The following is a 16,735-nucleotide window of genomic DNA, read 5'->3' as shown; positions in this document are numbered from 1 at the left end:
CCTCTTCCGATCGATTCCATGCTCGGGGGGAACCGAATGATCAAGCTCAGTGCGGGCGCCATGCTGGTGGCGCTCGGATCGATCCAGCCTGCGCTGGCCCAGGACACGCAAGCCGATCCGGAAAGCCCGATCATCGTGACGGGCACGCGTGCTACTGGGCTGCGGGCGATCGACAGTCCGGCGCCGGTGCAGGTGCTCGATTCGGGGACGCTCGAGCGCGCGGGATCGCCCAGCCTGATGAATGCCCTGGCGACCAGCCTGCCTTCGCTCAACACCCAGGCGGTGGGCAACGACCTTGCCAATGAGTCGCTCGCCGCGCGGCTGCGCGGGGTGTCGCCAAACCACACGCTGATCCTCGTCAACGGCAAGAGGCGGCACGGCACCGCGAATCTTTCGGTGCTGTCGAGCGCCTTCCAGGGGGGCGCGGCGCCCGATCTCAACTTCATTCCGATGGCCTCGGTGGGCCGCGTCGAAGTGTTGCTCGATGGCGCCGCCGCCGAATATGGCTCGGATGCGATCGCCGGGGTGGTCAACATCATCCTGAGTGACGACCGCTCGGGCGGGCGCGTCAGCATGACCGCGGGGCAATATTTCCAGGGCGATGGCGAGACGCTGGGGGTGTCAGCCAATATCGGCGCGCCGCTGGGGCAGGACGGGTTTCTCAACCTGACCTTCGAGAGCCGCTATCACAATTACAGCAATGCCGGCGGGCCCGATGCCCGGGTCGAGCGGGCGATCGCATCGGGCGCGCATCCCGAATGGCGCAACCTGCCCGGCTATCCCTATCTCAACCGCGTGTTCGGCGATGCGCGCTACACGCTGCAGCTGGCGAGCGTGAATGCGGGCTACCAGGTCTCGCCCGATGTCGAGGTCTATGCGTTCGGCAGCTATGGCTACAAGCGTGCGGGCGGCTGGGCCAATTTCCGGCTGCCGACGCGGCTGCCGCAGCTCTATCCGCTGGGCTTCAATCCCGTGGACCGGCTGCGGACGCAGGATATCTCGGTCACGGTCGGGGCGCGCGGCGAAGTCGCGGGCTGGGATTGGGACCTCAGCAACACCTATGGTATCAACGACAACCGCGTCCAGGTGACCGGATCGGCGAATATCGACCTGTTCAACGATACCGGAAGGACTCCTGCCGATTTCGACGCGGGCGCCTTCACCGCCAAACAGTCGATCACCAATCTCGATCTGCGCCGCGAGCTCGACCTGGGGCTGAGCGCGCCGGTGACGCTGGCGCTGGGCGCCGAATTGCGGACCGAGCGCTACACGCTGCGGGCGGGCGATCCGGCATCGCGCTACAAGGCGGGGTCGCAGAGCTTTCCGGGCTTCTCGCTCACCGACGCGGGCAGTCATGGCCGGCGCAACATCGCTGCCTATGGCGAGGTCTCTTTCCTGCCCGTGCCCGCCCTCACGCTCGATTTCGCGGGGCGGTTCGAGCATTTCTCCGATTTCGGCGACACGACCGTGGGCAAGGTCAGCGCGCGCTATGCCGTCACGCCGGCGGTTGCGCTACGCGGCACGGCGAGCACGGGGTTCCGCGCGCCGACGCTGGCCGAGGCCTATTATTCGGCGACCAACGTCCAGCCCAATTCGGCTTTCGTCCAGCTGCCGCCCAATGCCCCTGCGGCGCGGCTGATCGGGATCGAGCCGCTCAGCCCGGAGCATTCGACCAATTTCAGCGCGGGGATCGTCGCGACGCTCGCCCCGCGCGCGACGCTCTCGGTCGATGCCTACCAGATCTCGGTCCGCGACCGGATCGTCGCCAGCGGCACGCTCTACGGCTTTTACAACGGCGCGTTGCGCTCGGCCGCGGTCAACCAGGCGATCGTGGCCAATGGCAATGTGCTCGAGCCGGTGCCCTTTTCGGGGATCAACGTCTTTTCGAACGGAATCGATACGCGGACGCGCGGCGTGGACGTCGTGCTCAATTTCATGACGCCATTCGCCGGCGGGCGGATCGATTGGTCGCTGACCGGCAACTACAGCGAGACCGGGATCACCAGGATCCGCGCGACCCCGGCGGCGCTTGCCGCATCGGGGCAGAGCCTGTTCGACAAGGTCGCGCTCTCGACGCTCGAGACGGCGTCGCCGCGCTACAAGATCATCCTGGCGGGGGTGTACACGCAGGGGCGGCTGACGATCTCGGCCAAGGAAAGCCTGTTCGGCAACGCCTCGCGCTTCGCCGATCCGGGCGACGGCAATTTCTACCTCGACGAGACGGGCACCGCGCTGATTACCGACCTCGATGTGTCGTACCGGCTGGGCGACGGCCTGAGCTTCACCCTAGGCGCCAACAATCTGTTCGATATCCGCCCCGAGCGGGTGAACCAGGCCGGGCTCAACGTCGCCGCGCAGGCGGGCAGCCCGGCGGTGGAAATCTACCCCAATTTCTCGGCTTTCGGGGTCAATGGCGGCTATTATTACCTGCGGCTAACCTTCGCCTTCCGATAAGGTGGCTGAGATATACCGTCATCCCGGCGAAAGCCGGGACCCAGAGCCAGGAACGGCAGCGCGTGTGATTCTGGGTCCCGGCTTTCGCCGGGATGACGATTGAATTGAATTCGTCCTCAGGGTTCGAATCCGGGACGCGTCCCCGATTGGGAACGGGTGCGCAATAAGCCCCTCGAACGCGGCCAACCGAGCCCAACCCCTAACGCTATCTTTACCTCTCCAGCCCCATACCGGCCTCGATCCAGCGCGGGTTGTGCCGAGACGTCGGCGCTCACCGCCCGTGCATGGAGGGAGGCTCGAGCATGCGTTTCTCTGTTTTCGGCAAGGTCTTCGCGGCCCCGGTTCTCGCGATGACGCTCCTGTCCGGCTGTGTCGGCGGAGGGCGGCCGCAGCTGCCCGCGGCGCCTGTGGGCGGCGGGCGCGAAGGGCCCAGCGAGGAATATGTCATCGGCCCGATGGACCAATTGTCCATCTTCGTGTGGCGCAACCCCGATCTTTCGGCAAAGGTGCAGGTGCGGCCCGACGGGCGCATCACCGTGCCGCTGATCAGCGACATGCCCGCGGTCGGCAAGACCCCGGCGATGCTCGCGGACGACCTGCGCTACGCCTATAGCGAATATATCAAGGACCCGATCGTCTCGGTGATCGTCGAGAATTTCTCGGGCACCTTCAGCCAGCAGGTCCGCATCGTAGGGGCGACCGAGAAGCCGGCCTCGATCCCCTATCGCGCGAACATGACCCTGCTCGACGCGATGATCTCGGTCGGCGGGCTTTCGGAATTCGCGGCGGGCAACCGCGCGCGGCTGGTCCGCTTCGACAAGCGCAGCGGGCGGCAGGTCGAATATGGTCTCCGCTTGGGCGACCTCCTCAAGAATGGCGATGTCCGGGCGAATGTGAAGCTCGAGCCGGGCGACGTCATCATCATTCCGGAAAGTATGTTCTGAGCCGCTGATGGGTAGTCTCTACGACGAACTTCGCGCCGCGATGCATGCGGTCTGGATGCGCCGGTGGCTCGCACTGGCGGTGGCCTGGGGCGTGTGCCTCACGGGCTGGCTCGTCGTGTCGCAGATGCCGGCGAAATATGAGAGCCGCGCGCGCGTCTCGGTCCAGCTCCAGCAGATCCTGCCGACCGACGGCCTCCAGGCCCAGCAGGACCAGCAGCGCGATATCGACCGGGTGCGCCAGACGCTCACTTCGGCGGCAAACCTCGAGAAGGTCGTGCGCGGCACCGATCTCGCCAAGACGGTGCGCACCGACCGCGACGTGGCGGACCGGGTCGCGTCGCTGCAGACGATGATCAAGCTGACCGCCACGGCCGACAATCTGTTCGAGATCACCGTGACCGCGGGCAGCGGCACGCTGGCCAAGCAGATCGCGCAGAAGCTGATCGATATCTTCGTCGAGGACAATCTCTCGGGCAATCGCGAGGAGACCGCGCAGGCGCTGCGCTTCCTCGACCAGCAGATCGACGCGCGGCAAAAGGCGCTGCAGGAGGCCGAGGCCAAGAAATCCGATTTCCAGGCGCGCTATCTGGGCTCGCTCCCGGGCACGGGTTCGCTCCAGGAGCGGATCAGCCAGGCGCGCTCGCAGCTCGCCCAGGTCGAGAGCGACCTTGCCGCGGCGCAGAGCGCACTCACCACGATCGACGCGCAGATGCGCGGCACCACGCCCAATGTGGCGGGTCCCGGCGGCGGCGCCGTCGCCGGGCCGGCGCGGGCGCGGCTCGCGGCGATCCAGGGCCAACTCGCCGAGGCGCAGGCCCGCGGCTGGACCGACAATCATCCCGACGTGATTGCGCTCCGCAACCAGCTCGCCGCCGCGCAGCGCGATGCCGCGCGCGAACCGCTGACGGGCGGCGGGGGCGGTTCGGCGAGCAACCCGCTTTATGTCAGCCTCCAGGCGATGCGCGCCGACAAGGTGACGCAGGTCGCGATGCTCACCCAGCGCAAGGGCGCGATCCAGGGCGATCTCGACCGGCTCCAGGCGGCGCTGACCGACAATCCGGCCGCGGCCGCCGAGCAGTCGGCGATCGACCGCGACTATCAGGTGCTCAAGGACCAGTACGACAAATTGCTCGCCGACCGCGAGCAGGTCCGCATCAAGAGCTCGGTCCAGACCGACACCGACTCGGTCAAGTTCAGCGTGATCGACCCGCCGACCCAGCCGCGCGCGCCGACCTCGCCGAACCGGCCGCTGCTGCTGACGGGCGTGCTGATCGCGGGGCTCGGCATGGGCATCGCCGCGGCATTCGCGCTCGGCAAGCTCAAGACGACCTTCCCGACCGCGGCCAAGCTCGAAAGGGCCACGGGGATGCCGGTGATCGGTTCGATCGGCGAGGTGCTGACCCAGGCCCAGATCGCGATGCGCCGCAAGAAGCTGACCCTGTTCGCAGGCGGGGTCGCCGCCTTGTGCGTGGCGTGGGTCGCGCTGCTCGGGGTCGATATCATCCAGCGCGGATTGGGGGCGTGACGCGATGAACGATCACAGCCCGCGCCGCTACAAGGGGACCCTGCTCGAGCGCGCCGCCGAGCAGTTCCACTATGGCCAGCCGCCGGTGGCGCCGCCTCCGGTGGCCGAGCCGCGTTATGCGCCGCCGCAGATGCCGGCCTATCAGGCGCCCGACGAGCCGCTCGAGCTCGACACCCCGGCGATCCGGCGCGGCTATGCCGAGGAAGCGCCGGTCCAGAAGATCGCCAGCGGGCGCCGCACCGCGACGATCGACCGCGAGGCGCTGCGCAAGGGCGGGATGATCGTGCCGGGTGGCTCGGTCACGCCGCTCGCCGAGGAATTCCGGCTGGTGAAGCGCCAGCTGCTGCTCACCGCGCGCGGCGTGGCGGCGGCGGACGCGCAGCGCGCCCGGATGGTGCTGGTCTGCTCGGCCCAGCCCGACGAGGGCAAGACCTTCTGCGCGATCAACCTGGCGCTTTCGATGGCGGCCGAGAAGGATGTCGAAATCCTGCTGGTCGATGCCGATTTCGCCAAGCCCGACATTCTCAGCCGGCTCGGCATCCCCGAGGGGCCGGGCCTGCTCGACGTGCTCTCGGGCGCGGTCGGCAATGCCGAGGACTGCATCGTCGAGACCGATGTGCCGCAGCTCTGCGTCCTGCCCGCGGGCACCAAGAGCCATAGCGATACCGAGATGCTCGCGTCGGACCGTGCCCGCACGGTGATCGACGGGCTGACCGCGGCCAATCCGCGCCGCATCGTGATCTTCGATTCGCCGCCTGCGCTCGCCGCCTCGCCCGCTTCGGTGCTGGCGCTGCATGCGGGGCAGGTGATGCTCGTCGTCCGCGCCGACCGCACCAGCGAGTCGGACCTGCGCGAGGCGACCGCGATGCTCGATGCCTGCGAGCATATCCAGCTCGTGCTCAATTCGGTCTCGCTCCAGCCCGGCGGCCGCCGGTTCGGGAGCTATTACGGCTATGGTTATGGGGAGGCGGGCAAGTGACCCGGTTCGTTGCACTTTCTCTGTTGTCCCTCGCGGCACTGGCGGCCACGCCCGCCCAGGCGCAGCGCGCGCAGATCCGCCCGCATATCGATGTGGGGCAGGTGCTCACCGCCGACCTCCAGGGCGGCGACGTGCTGACCTATTCGACCGTGGGCGCGGGCATCGACGTCTCGATGCATTCGCGCCGCGTCGAGGTGCAGCTCAGCTATAATTACCAGCACCGCTTCTCCTACGACAACGCCACCCCCGATGACGATGTGCATAGCGGCATCGCGATCGTGCGTGCGCGGGTGACCCCGGGCCTGACGCTCGAGGCGGGCGGCATGGCGGTGCGCGGCCGGACCGACATCCGCGGCGCCTCGCCGGGCAATCTCAGCCTGAGCGGCAACAACCGCAGCCAGATCTATTCGGCCTATGCCGGCCCCAATCTCTCGACCCATGTCGGGCCGATGTTCGTCAACGGCGCCTATCGCTTCGGCTATACCCGAGTGGAGGCGCCGCGCGGCGGCACCGGGGTTCCGGGCACGGCGATCCCGCTCGATATCTATGACGATTCGACCGTCCATGTCGCGACCGCCAGCGCGGGCGTGAAATCGGGGACGATCCTGCCGATCGGCATCACCGTCAGCGGCGCCTATACCCGCGAGAATGCCGGCCAGCTCGATAACCGTTTCGAGGGCAAATATGGCCGCGGCGACGTGGTGCTGCCGATCGGGCGCGGCCTCGCGATCGCCGGCGGCGTCGGCTACGAACAGATCCGCATCACCCAGCGCGACGCGCTGGTGGTCGGCGGCGTGGTCCAGCGTGACGCGAACGGCCGCTTCATCACCGATCCCGCCTCGACGCCGCGCATCGCCTATGACACCGACGGCCTCTTCTGGGACGCGGGCGTGATCTGGCGCCCTAGCCGCCGCACCTTCCTCGAGGCGCGCGTCGGCAAGCGCTATGGTTCGTGGAGCTATACCGGTTCGCTCTCCTATCAGATCGGGCCGGGTTCGGGCCTCCAGGTCGGCGTCTATGACAGCGTCACCAGCTTCGGCCAGCAGGCCAATGGCGGCGTCGCGGCGCTGCCGACCTCGTTCGACACCGACAGCGAGAATCCGTTCCAGCAGAACAATAGCGGCTGCACCTTCGGCAATCAGGGCAGCGCCGCGGGCAGCTGCATGAACGGCATCTTCGCCTCGGCAGCAACGGGCAATTACCGCGCGCGCGGCGTCACCGGCGTGCTGGTGTTCAACCGCGGGCCCAACCATCTGGGCTTTGGCGGCGGCTATGCACGGCGCGACTTCATCGCGCCTGCCGGGCCGGGCGTGCCCGGCATCTCGATCAACGGCACCTCGGACCAGACCTATTACGCGCAGATCTTCGCGGCGCGTGAGCTGGGCCGCAGCGCCTCGATCAGCGGCAACGCCTTCATCACCATGTATGACAGCGATCTGCCGGGTTCGGATACGACGATGGGCTGGGGCGCCAATGGCGCCTATACCCAGCGCTTCTTCGGCCATCTGGAGGGCACCGCGGCGGTGGGCGTCTATGGCTATAAGGCGCAGGGTACCGATCAGCTCAACGCGCAGGGCCTTGTCGGCCTGCGCTACGGCTTCTGAGGGGCGGGACAAACGCCATGTATGACGATCACTATGGATTGAGCGGCCGGCCGTTCCAGCTGACCCCCGATCCGCGTTTCTGGTTCGATACCGCCACGCACCGCAAGGCGATGGCCTATCTCGGCTATGGCCTGAGCCAGGGCGAGGGCTTCGTCGTGATCACCGGCGATCCGGGCGCGGGCAAGACCACGCTGATGGGGCATCTGCTCGGCCAGATCGACCGCGAGCGAATGAACGTCATCAAGATCGTTTCCACCCAGCTCAAGCCCGAGGATCTGCTGCGGCTCGTCGCGGCCGGGCTGGAGATCGAGGCATCGACGCTGAGCAAGGCGGCGATGCTTTCGGCGATCGAGAAGGGGCTGCACGCCGTGGCGCGCAGCGGGCGGCGGACCTTGCTGGTCGTCGACGAGGCGCAGGCGTTGCCGCTCGAAAGCCTGGAGGAGCTGCGCATGCTCTCCAATTTCCAGGCGGGCGGATACCCGCTGCTCCAGATCTTCCTGCTCGGCCAGCCCGAGTTCCGTCTGCGCCTGCAGGATGCGCGGCTCGAGCAGTTGCGCCAGCGCGTGATCGCGATGCACCATCTCGATTCGATGGATGCGGACGAGGTCGAGCCTTACCTGATCCACCGCCTGTCGTGCGTCGGCTGGCGGGGCAAGCCGCGCTTCACCAACGACGCGGTCGCGGCGATGTACCGCTGGTCGGGGGGCAGCCCGCGCCGGCTCAACCAGCTTGCGGGGCGCGTGCTGCTGTTCGGGGCGATCGAGCAGATCGACACGTTCCAGGCCGAGGACCTAGCCGCGGTGATCGCCGATCTCAACGACGATACGCCGCTGTCCAATTACGTGCCCTCGCAGCCGCCTTCGCCCGCCGAGGAGCCGCTGGACCTGCACGATATCGCGCCGATGCCGATCACGCCGCCGCAGCCTTCGCCGATCCGGCAGGATCAGGGAAGCAGCGATCCCGCCATGGCGCGCCGCATCGCCGAGCTGGAGGTGCATCTCAAGGAACAGGACGAGGCGCTGCGCCGCGTGCTGACTTTGCTGGTCGACTGGGTCGAGAGCGACGGTCGCAAGCCCGCCGATCTTTCTGCGCTCCGCCGTGGCAATGCGGCCTGAGCGCCCCGCATGGTGCTCAACGCCCTCTCCGTCGATGTCGAGGACTGGTTCCAGGTCGGCGCCTTCGAGAAGGTGATCGACCGGGCGGATTGGGATTCGCTCGAGCACCGCGTCGAGGCCAATACCGACAAGGTGCTCGCGCTGTTCGACGCTGCCGGCGCCAAGGCGACCTTCTTCACGCTCGGCTGGGTGGCGGAGCGCTATCCGGCGCTGATGCGGCGGATCGTCGATGGGGGCCATGAGATCGCCAGCCATGGCTGGGACCATCAGCGCGTCTTCACCATGGGCCCCGAACAGTTCCGCGCCGACCTCGCCCGCGCCCGCGCTACCATCGAGGATGCGAGCGGGGCCAAGGTGACGGGTTACCGCGCGCCGAGCTTCTCGATCGACATGCGGACGCCCTGGGCCCATCGGGTGCTGGCGGACGAGGGCTATGCCTATTCATCGAGCGTCGCGCCGATCCGGCACGATCATTATGGCTGGGCCGATGCCCCGCGCACCGCGCACAAGCCGCTCGCTGACTCGGACCTGATCGAGCTGCCGGTCACCATCGCCCGGGTCGCGGGCAAGGAAGTCACCACCGGCGGCGGTTTCTTCCGGCTGCTGCCGGGCAGCATCGTCAGCGGGGCGGTGAGCGAGGCCAACCGCGCGGCGCGGCCCGCGGTCTTCTATTTCCATCCCTGGGAGATCGATCCCGACCAGCCGCGCGTCGCCAAGGCGCCGATCAAGTCGAAGCTGCGCCACTATGCCCGTCTTGGCGCGATGGCGGGCAAGCTGCGCACGCTGATCGCCGGGCACGACTGGGGCCGCACCGACGCGGTGGTGGCGCATGAAGCGGCGAAGCTGCAATGAATGCGCCCATGCTCTCGCAGCCGATCGGCCTTCATGTCGCCAATCTGGGCGATCCGATCGAGCGCGCCCGGATCGGCGCGTTCGTGCACGATCATCGCGAGGGCACGCCCTTTCACCTGCCGGCATGGAGCATCGCGGTGGAGAAGGGCTGCGGGCAGAAGGCGCATTATCTGGTCGCCGAAAAGGGCAATGGCGAGATCGTCGGGGTGATGCCGCTGACGCATTGCAAGTCGCCCTTGTTCGGCAGCGTGATGGCCTCGGCCGGGTTCGGGGTGGGCGGGGGGATTCTCGCCGATAGCCACCAGGCCGTGACAGTGCTCGCCGAGGCGAGCTGGGCGCTCGCGGAAAAGCTCGGTTGCGGATCGATGGAGGTTCGCGGCGGGCCGCTGCCCGGGCCCGAATGGGACATCGAGAAAGAGCGCTATCAGGGCTTCGTCCGCCCGCTCGCCGCAGATGACGAGGCCGAGATGCTCGCCATCCCGCGCAAGCAGCGCGCCGAGGTCCGAAAATCGCTCGGATTCGACCTTGAAGTGGCGACCGGCTGTCATCTCGCCGACGCCGACGAGCATTACGCCGTCTATGCCGAGATGGTCCGCAATCTCGGCACTCCCGTATTTCCCCGGACTCTATTTTCCGAGGTTTTGCGGGAGTTTGGCAAATCTGCCGACATCCTGATAGTCCGGCATCGCGGAGTGGCTGTGTCGAGCGTATTGAGTCTTTACTGGAACGGCACGGTCTATCCCTATTGGGGCGGCGGCACCGCCGCTGCGCGCCCGCTGCGCGCGAACGACCGCATGTATTTCGAGCTGATGCGCCACGCCCGCGAGCGCGGATGCACGCGCTTCGACTTCGGCCGCTCGAAGACCGGGACGGGCCCCGCAGCCTATAAGAAGACCTGGGGCTTCGAGCCCGAGCCGCTGACCTATTATGAGCGCATCGCCGGGGGCGGGAAGGCGCGCGACGCGAGCCCGCTCAACCCCAAATACCGGCTGCAGATCGCCGTGTGGAAGCGGCTGCCCCTGTGGCTCGCCAACCGTGCGGGCCCCTTCATTTCGAAGGGTCTCGGCTGATGGGCGACCTCCTCTTCCTCGCGCACCGCATCCCCTATCCGCCCGACCGGGGGGACAAGATCCGCGGCTTCCACATCCTGAAGTATCTTTCGACCAAGAAGCGCGTCCACCTGATCGCCTTTGCGGACGATCCCAAGGACATGAAGAACAAGGGCGGCCTTGCGCGCTATACCGGCAACCGGTCGGTGATATGGCGTTCCAAGGGGCAAACGACGTCGGGGTTCGAGGCGCTGATGTCGCACCGCCCGGTGTCGCTGACCGCGTTCGACAATCCCGAGATCCGCGCCGCGGTCGACAATCTGCTGGCGCGGCACGCGATCGACACGATCTTCGTCTTCTCGAGCCAGATGGCGCAATATCTGCCGCCGCGGCCGCGCCAGAAGGTGATCATGGACTTTGTCGACATGGATTCGGCGAAGTTCGCGGCCTACGCGCAGACCTCGAAGGGGCCCAAGGGCTGGATGATGGCGCGCGAGGCGCGGATGCTGCTCGCGCACGAAAAGGCGGTGGCGGCGCGGGCGGATGCGAACCTGTTCGTCAGCCAGGCCGAGGCCGATCTGTTCGTCGAGCGCACCGGCGCCGAGCGTGTCCATGTGATCGAGAACGGGATCGATACCGACCAGTTCGATCCGCAGGCGAGCTTCAAGCGTATCGACGCGATGGGGCGGCTGATCGTCTTCACCGGGCAGATGGATTACCGCCCGAACATCGAGGGCGTGATCTGGTTCGTCGAGACGATCCTGCCGCATATCCGGCTGGTCCACCCCGATGCGCGCTTCGCGATCGTCGGGCGCAATCCCACCGACGCGGTCAAGGCGCTCGCCAAGCAGCCGGGCGTGACGGTGACCGGCGAGGTCGCCGACGTGCGCGGCTGGCTCGCGGCCGCCTCGGTGGTCGTGGCGCCGCTCAAGCTCGCGCGCGGCATCCAGAACAAGGTGCTCGAGGGCATGGCAATGGCCAAGCCCATCGTCGCCTCGGCGGCGGCGGCGCAGGGCATCGACCATGCCGATACGATCAAGGTCGGCGCGACCGTCGGCGAGATCGCCGAGGAAGTGACGCAGCTCCTGTCGGATCCGAAAAAGGCTGCCGCTTTGGGGCAGGCCGCGCGCCAACGGGTGATCGATCGCTATAGCTGGGAGGCTCGGCTCGCCCCGCTCGACAAGATTCTGGACGTCCGGCCGATCGGGAAGAGGATCGAGCGGTGACCGCCGCGACCGCCTCCCGCGGGGCGCCTTCGGTCGAGTTCAGTCCCGCGTGGAAGCGGCACGCGGCGATGCTCGCGGGAAGCTGGGCGGCGCTGCTGCTGCTCTTCCACCGCGACGCGGGCGACCTCGCGACCATCTATTGGACCAATACCACCTTCGGCCACTGCCTGTTCGTCGCGCCCGTCATCGCCTGGCTGGTGTGGCAGCGCCGCGTGGAGCTGTCGCGGGTGAGCCCGAGCGGTTGGTGGCCGGGGCTGATCGTCGTTGCGGCGGGTGGGTTCGGCTGGCTGATCGGCGACGCCGCGGGCGTGGCGCTGTTTCGCCATGCGGGGCTGGTGCTGATGATGCAGGGCGCAGTGGTGAGCGTGCTGGGGTTGGGCGTGACCCGCGCTTTGCTGTTTCCGCTGGCGTACATGGTCTTCCTCGTGCCCTTCGGCGATTTTCTCGAGGAGCCGCTGCAGGACATCACGGTGCGGATGGTGATGCCGTTGCTCCATCTGTTCGGCGTCCCCGCCGAGGTGGACGGGGTGCTGATCTCCACCCCCAACGGCTATTTCGAGATCGCCGAGGCCTGTTCCGGCGCCAAGTTCCTGATCGCGATGGTGGCGTATGGCGTGCTGGTCGCGAACGTCTGCTACGTCTCGTGGCGCCGCCGCGCCGCCTTCATGGCGATGGCGCTGGTCGTGCCGGTGATCGCCAATGGGCTGCGCGCCTTCGGGACCATCTATGTCGCCTGGTGGACCTCGGTAGAGCAGGCGACGGGGCTCGATCATATCGTCTATGGCTGGGTGTTCTTCGGGCTGGTGATGGTCGCGGTGCTGGCGATCGGCTGGAAGTGGTTCGACCGCGATCCCGATGCCGCCTGGTTCGATCCGGCGAAGCTGCAGCGCGATCCTGGCCGCCACATCGACGGCGCGGTCGCCTCGCTGCTGGTACCGGCGGTGGCGGCGCTGTTCCTCGGCTGGTCGAGCCTCGTTGCCGCGCGCGCCGAGCCGCTGCCCGCCACGGTCGAACTCCCCGAAATCCGCGGCTGGACCCGCGCGCCCTTGAGCGCCACCGCCCCCTGGGCCCCCAACTTCCCGAACGCCGATCATTTCCTGATCGGCCGCTATGTCGATGCGCAGGGCAGGGCGGTCGATCTCGCCGTCGCGCTCTACGGCAGCCAGCATGAAGGCAAGGAGCTGGTCGGCTTCGGCATCGGTGCGATCCGCGAGAATGACCGCTGGGTGCGGATCGAGGATCTTCCTGGCGTCGCGGGCGGGAATACGCTGCGCATGGTCGGGCCGGGCCGGGTCGAGCGCGTCGTCACCAGCTGGTACCGCGTCGGCGGCGTGATCACCGGGAGCGACAAGCGCGTCAAGCTGGCGACGCTCCGGGTCAAATTGCTCGGCGGTGAGCAGCGTGCGGCCGCGGTGCTGGTCTCGGCCGAGCGCAGCAGCGATTATGACAGCGACGCGGCGGTGCGCGACTTCCTCGCGGCAGTCGGCCCGATCGATGCGCTGGCCGACCGCATGTCGGGCTCGCGCTGACTCCAACGGTCCGCTAGGGGCAGCGCATGTGCGGCATCGCTGGTCTCTATTACCCCGGAACCCCCAAGCCCGTTGACCCCGCGCGGTTGACCGCGATGGCCGATGCGATCGCGCATCGCGGGCCCGACGGATCGGGGGTTTGGACCGCGCCGGGCGTCGGCCTCGGCCATCGCCGCCTGTCGATCATCGATATCGAGGGCAGCCCCCAGCCGATGGCGACGGCGGACCAGGGCCTGGTCGTCGTCTACAATGGCGAGATCTACAACTTCCAGGCGGTCCGCGCCGAGCTGGAGGCGATGGGCGCGCGCTTCCAGACCAGCGGCGATACCGAAGTGCTGCTCCATGGCTGGCGCGCCTGGGGGCCGGACATGCTGTCGCGGCTGAACGGGATGTTCGCCTTCGCGCTCTATGACGACACGCGGAAGAGCCTGTTCCTCGCGCGCGACCGGTTCGGCGTGAAGCCGCTCGTCTATACCGAGCTGTCGGACGGCGCGGTCGCCTTCGCCTCGGAGATCAAGGGTCTGCTCGCGCATCCCTCGTTCCGCAGCACCGCCGATTTCCGGGCGGTCGAGGACTATCTGGGACTCGGCTATGTTCCCGACGATGCCTCGCTGCTGGCGGGAGTGAAGAAGCTCCCCGCGGGCCATTTCCTGCTGCTCGAACGTGGCAAGCCGGTGCCTGAGCCGGTGCAATGGTGGGACATCGATTTCTCGAAGCGCGCCACGGGCAAGACTCGGGACCTCGAAGCCGAGCTGATCGATCTGATGCGCAAGGCCGTGGTCGCGCGGATGATCGCCGATGTGCCGCTCGGCGCCTTCCTCTCGGGCGGGGTCGATAGCTCGGCGGTGGTGGCGATGATGGCCGAGGCGAGCAAATCCGCGGTCAAGACCTGCACGATCGGCTTCGACGAGGCCGACCATGACGAGACCGCCCATGCCCGGCTGATCGCCGAGCGCTTCGCCACCGCGCATCGGGAGCGCAAGGTGGCGTCGGACGATTTCGCGCTGATCGACACGCTGGTCGCGGCGTTCGACGAGCCCTTTGCCGACGCCTCGGCGCTGCCGACCTACCGCGTCTGCCAGCTCGCGCGCGAAAGCGTGACGGTAGCGCTATCGGGCGATGGGGCGGACGAGGCGTTCGCGGGCTATCGCCGCTACAAATTCTTCGCCGCCGAGGAGCGGATGCGTTCGGCGCTGCCGGAGGGGCTGCGGGCGAGCGTGTTCGGCACGCTCGGTCGCTTCTATCCCAAGGCCGATTGGGCGCCGCGCCCCTTCCGCGCCAAGACCACCTTGCTGGCGCTCGCCGAGGGCGGCGAGTTCGCTTACCCCAAGGCCGTCGGCGTCACCGGCCCGGCACTGCGCGACCGGCTCTACAGCGACGCCGCGCGCAAGGCGCTGGGCGGGCACCGCGCCGAGCAACGCTATACCGACACCATGCGCCGCGCCCCCGCGCGCGATGGGCTCGACCGGGCCCAATATGCCGACATCAAGCATTATCTGCCCGGCGATATCCTCACCAAGATCGACCGCACCAGCATGGCGGTGAGCCTCGAGGCGCGCGAGCCGTTGCTCGACTATCGCCTGGTCCAGTTCGCCGCGACGCTGCCGCCGGGCCTTCGCATCAAGGCCGGGCAGGGCAAATGGCTGATGAAGAAGGCGCTCGAGCCCTGGCTGCCCAAGGAGATTCTCTACCGCCCGAAAATGGGCTTCGTGACCCCGGTGAGCGCCTGGTTCCGCAAGGCGCTGGCCGATGAGGCCGCGAACCTTGCCACTTCGAAGATATTGCTCGCCACGGGCTGGTTCGATCCCGCGGCGATCGCCCATCTCGCCGCCGAGCATCGCGCCGGCCGTGCGGAACACGGCCGGACGCTATGGCAGTTGCTGATGCTCGAACGGAGCCTCGTCCGCCTGTTCGGTTAGAATGGCAGCAGCCCGGCGTGGATCGCCGCGCGGAACGCCTGCACCGTCAGCGCGATCAGCACGAACGAGGACAGCGCGAACAGGCTGAAGCGATAGAGGATGCGGTTGCTCGTCACCTGCACGATCGAGTGGACGATGCGCAGTCCGACATAGGCCCAGGCCAGCGTGGCGTTGATCCCGCCGCCCGCATGGAGCAGCGCGAGCGAGAAGATGACCGCGTAGAAGAGCGTCGGCTGTTCGACGAGGTGCATGTAGTTATGCGCAGGCCATTGCGCCTTGTCGGCGACCACGCCGTCGAGCGCGCCGGGCCTGCTGCCCGAAATCTTCATGACGTCGATCCCGGCCTTTCTCAGCGCCGGCATGCGGACAGCCACCATCAACGCCCAGATCACCATGCTCCATGCGATCAGCACGATCACGGGTACGAGTATCATGTCGGTTCCCCCTCCTGTTTGTGACGGGAAGGTTGCGGCAATCGGTACGCAATTGCAACGGAGTTAGAAGAGCGCGGTCCAGCGGGCGAATTGCAGCGGCCAGGGGCGACCCGACGAACTCTCGGGCAGATGCGCGCCGCCAAAGCCGTGCCCGCCGGTCTGGAGCAGATGCACTTCGACCGGCACGCGCGCGGCGAGGCAGGCCTCCATCCAGGCGATGCTCTGGCGGATCGGCACGCTCGTGTCGTTCATCGCATGGATGAGGAAACTGGCCGGCGTGTCCGAGCTGACGCGGGCAAGGGCATTGTAGCGCGCCATGGTGGCGGCATCGGTGGTTTCGCCCCATAGGCCGCTGCGCGTATTGCCTTCCTTGCCCGCCGAGGTGAAGGACGTGACCGCATAGCCCAGCCCCGCATAGGCCGGTCGCGCCGACTGGACGTCCGCCGCATCGACCGCGGCATAGACCGGGTCCGAATGCGCCACCGCCAGCATCGCGGCGAGGTGCCCGCCCGCCGAAAAGCCGATCATGCCGAGCTTGTCCGGGTTGATCCCCCAGGTCCTGGCGCCCGCCCGGATCAGCCGCATCGCCCGCTGCGCATCCTGGAGCGGCACATCGGCGCGGTTGGTCCAGCCTTCGCCGGGCAGGCGATAGACGAGGACGAAGCAGGTGATGCCCTGCGAGGTGAGCGCCGCGGCGACATCGATGCCCTCATTGTGCACCGAGACGAAGCGGTATCCGCCGCCGGGGATGATCAGTACCGCGCGCCCGTCGGGCTTGGCGGGGCGGAACACCCCGACATGCGGCTCGGCCACGCCGGTGAGCCAGAGTTCACGGGCATTGGCGGGGCCGTTCATCGTGGCCGTCGGGGTGGGGCGGGTCGCGGGGGCATTGGGCATCCTGCCGGCGGGCCACAGCGTGAAGCTCTCCGCGGGCGGCCATTGCGGCGCCCTGGGGTCGCCCGCGGCGGGGGTGGGGGGATCGCCCCATTGCTGCGCCCTCGCAGCGTTGGCGGCGAGTGCCGTGGCGCCGAGGGCGGCTCCCAGCATGGCGCGGCGGTCGATCGGCATTGGCCCCTCCTCGATTTTGAGCCGAGCTTAGCGGCAT

At 67.8% G+C, this 16,735-nt stretch carries 13 protein-coding genes; 11 read left to right on the top strand and 2 right to left on the bottom strand.

What is annotated here, in order from left to right; all coding sequences use genetic code 11:
* Positions 1-36 precede the first annotated feature (36 nt).
* From OF829_RS14225 to OF829_RS14175, 11 genes are all read left to right on the top strand, one after another.
* Entirely contained in the window at positions 37-2,454 is a 2,418-nt protein-coding gene (locus OF829_RS14225; protein ID WP_264940746.1) for a TonB-dependent receptor plug domain-containing protein, read from the top strand.
* Between the two features lie 302 nt (positions 2,455-2,756).
* Positions 2,757-3,398: an XrtA/PEP-CTERM system exopolysaccharide export protein gene (locus OF829_RS14220; RefSeq protein WP_264940745.1), complete on the top strand. Its 642-nt coding sequence runs from the start codon at positions 2,757-2,759 to the stop codon at positions 3,396-3,398.
* 7 nt (positions 3,399-3,405) lie between these two features.
* Positions 3,406-4,923: an XrtA system polysaccharide chain length determinant gene (locus OF829_RS14215; protein WP_264940744.1), complete on the top strand. Its 1,518-nt coding sequence runs from the start codon at positions 3,406-3,408 to the stop codon at positions 4,921-4,923.
* 4 nt (positions 4,924-4,927) lie between these two features.
* Positions 4,928-5,902 carry an AAA family ATPase gene (locus OF829_RS14210; protein ID WP_264940743.1) on the top strand — a complete coding sequence of 325 codons (975 nt, stop codon included), beginning with the start codon at positions 4,928-4,930 and terminating at the stop codon, positions 5,900-5,902.
* 23 nt (positions 5,903-5,925) lie between these two features.
* Positions 5,926-7,506 carry a hypothetical protein gene (locus OF829_RS14205; RefSeq protein ID WP_264940742.1) on the top strand — a complete coding sequence of 527 codons (1,581 nt, stop codon included), beginning with the start codon at positions 5,926-5,928 and terminating at the stop codon, positions 7,504-7,506.
* A gap of 17 nt (positions 7,507-7,523) precedes the next feature.
* Entirely contained in the window at positions 7,524-8,621 is a 1,098-nt protein-coding gene (locus tag OF829_RS14200; RefSeq protein ID WP_264940741.1) for an ExeA family protein, read from the top strand.
* A gap of 9 nt (positions 8,622-8,630) precedes the next feature.
* Positions 8,631-9,473 (top strand): XrtA system polysaccharide deacetylase, encoded by an 843-nt coding sequence (locus OF829_RS14195; RefSeq protein ID WP_264940740.1) that lies wholly within the window; start codon positions 8,631-8,633, stop codon positions 9,471-9,473.
* Positions 9,470-10,543: a FemAB family XrtA/PEP-CTERM system-associated protein gene (locus tag OF829_RS14190; RefSeq protein WP_264940739.1), complete on the top strand. Its 1,074-nt coding sequence runs from the start codon at positions 9,470-9,472 to the stop codon at positions 10,541-10,543. The genes OF829_RS14195 and OF829_RS14190 overlap by 4 nt, the downstream gene beginning before the upstream one ends.
* The gene (locus tag OF829_RS14185) at positions 10,543-11,748 is read left to right on the top strand and encodes a TIGR03087 family PEP-CTERM/XrtA system glycosyltransferase (RefSeq protein ID WP_264940738.1); all 1,206 of its coding nucleotides are present in this window, start codon (positions 10,543-10,545) and stop codon (positions 11,746-11,748) included. Before OF829_RS14190 ends, OF829_RS14185 begins: the two co-directional genes overlap by 1 nt.
* Positions 11,745-13,277, top strand: a complete 1,533-nt coding sequence (xrtA, locus tag OF829_RS14180; protein ID WP_264940737.1) for an exosortase A — start codon at positions 11,745-11,747, stop codon at positions 13,275-13,277. Before OF829_RS14185 ends, xrtA begins: the two co-directional genes overlap by 4 nt.
* 26 nt (positions 13,278-13,303) lie before the next feature.
* The gene (locus OF829_RS14175) at positions 13,304-15,196 is read left to right on the top strand and encodes an XrtA/PEP-CTERM system amidotransferase (RefSeq protein WP_264940736.1); all 1,893 of its coding nucleotides are present in this window, start codon (positions 13,304-13,306) and stop codon (positions 15,194-15,196) included.
* On the opposite strand, the gene OF829_RS14170 is transcribed toward OF829_RS14175, so the two are convergent.
* Complete coding sequence (locus OF829_RS14170) at positions 15,193-15,630, bottom strand: MAPEG family protein (RefSeq protein ID WP_264940735.1); 438 nt, start codon at positions 15,628-15,630, stop codon at positions 15,193-15,195. The genes OF829_RS14175 and OF829_RS14170 overlap by 4 nt on opposite strands.
* A gap of 63 nt (positions 15,631-15,693) precedes the next feature.
* Complete coding sequence (locus OF829_RS14165) at positions 15,694-16,698, bottom strand: alpha/beta hydrolase (RefSeq protein WP_264940734.1); 1,005 nt, start codon at positions 16,696-16,698, stop codon at positions 15,694-15,696.
* Between the last annotated feature and the right edge of the window lie 37 nt (positions 16,699-16,735).

The organism is Sphingomonas caeni (assembly GCF_026013415.1).
Classification (GTDB): domain Bacteria; phylum Pseudomonadota; class Alphaproteobacteria; order Sphingomonadales; family Sphingomonadaceae; genus Sphingomonas; species Sphingomonas caeni.
This window is presented reverse-complemented; position numbering and strand designations above follow the sequence as displayed.

Bases quoted from the DNA above. Each gene is read 5' to 3' on its own strand.
- OF829_RS14225 (WP_264940746.1), top strand. From the start codon at position 37: ATGATCAAGCTCAGTGCGGGCGCCATGCTGGTGGCGCTCGGATCGATC.
- OF829_RS14220 (WP_264940745.1), top strand. From the start codon at position 2,757: ATGCGTTTCTCTGTTTTCGGCAAGGTCTTCGCGGCCCCGGTTCTCGCG.
- OF829_RS14215 (WP_264940744.1), top strand. From the start codon at position 3,406: ATGGGTAGTCTCTACGACGAACTTCGCGCCGCGATGCATGCGGTCTGG.
- OF829_RS14210 (WP_264940743.1), top strand. From the start codon at position 4,928: ATGAACGATCACAGCCCGCGCCGCTACAAGGGGACCCTGCTCGAGCGC.
- OF829_RS14200 (WP_264940741.1), top strand. From the start codon at position 7,524: ATGTATGACGATCACTATGGATTGAGCGGCCGGCCGTTCCAGCTGACC.
- OF829_RS14195 (WP_264940740.1), top strand. From the start codon at position 8,631: ATGGTGCTCAACGCCCTCTCCGTCGATGTCGAGGACTGGTTCCAGGTC.
- OF829_RS14190 (WP_264940739.1), top strand. From the start codon at position 9,470: ATGAATGCGCCCATGCTCTCGCAGCCGATCGGCCTTCATGTCGCCAAT.
- OF829_RS14185 (WP_264940738.1), top strand. From the start codon at position 10,543: ATGGGCGACCTCCTCTTCCTCGCGCACCGCATCCCCTATCCGCCCGAC.
- OF829_RS14175 (WP_264940736.1), top strand. From the start codon at position 13,304: ATGTGCGGCATCGCTGGTCTCTATTACCCCGGAACCCCCAAGCCCGTT.
- OF829_RS14170 (WP_264940735.1), bottom strand. From the start codon at position 15,630: ATGATACTCGTACCCGTGATCGTGCTGATCGCATGGAGCATGGTGATC.
- OF829_RS14165 (WP_264940734.1), bottom strand. From the start codon at position 16,698: ATGCCGATCGACCGCCGCGCCATGCTGGGAGCCGCCCTCGGCGCCACG.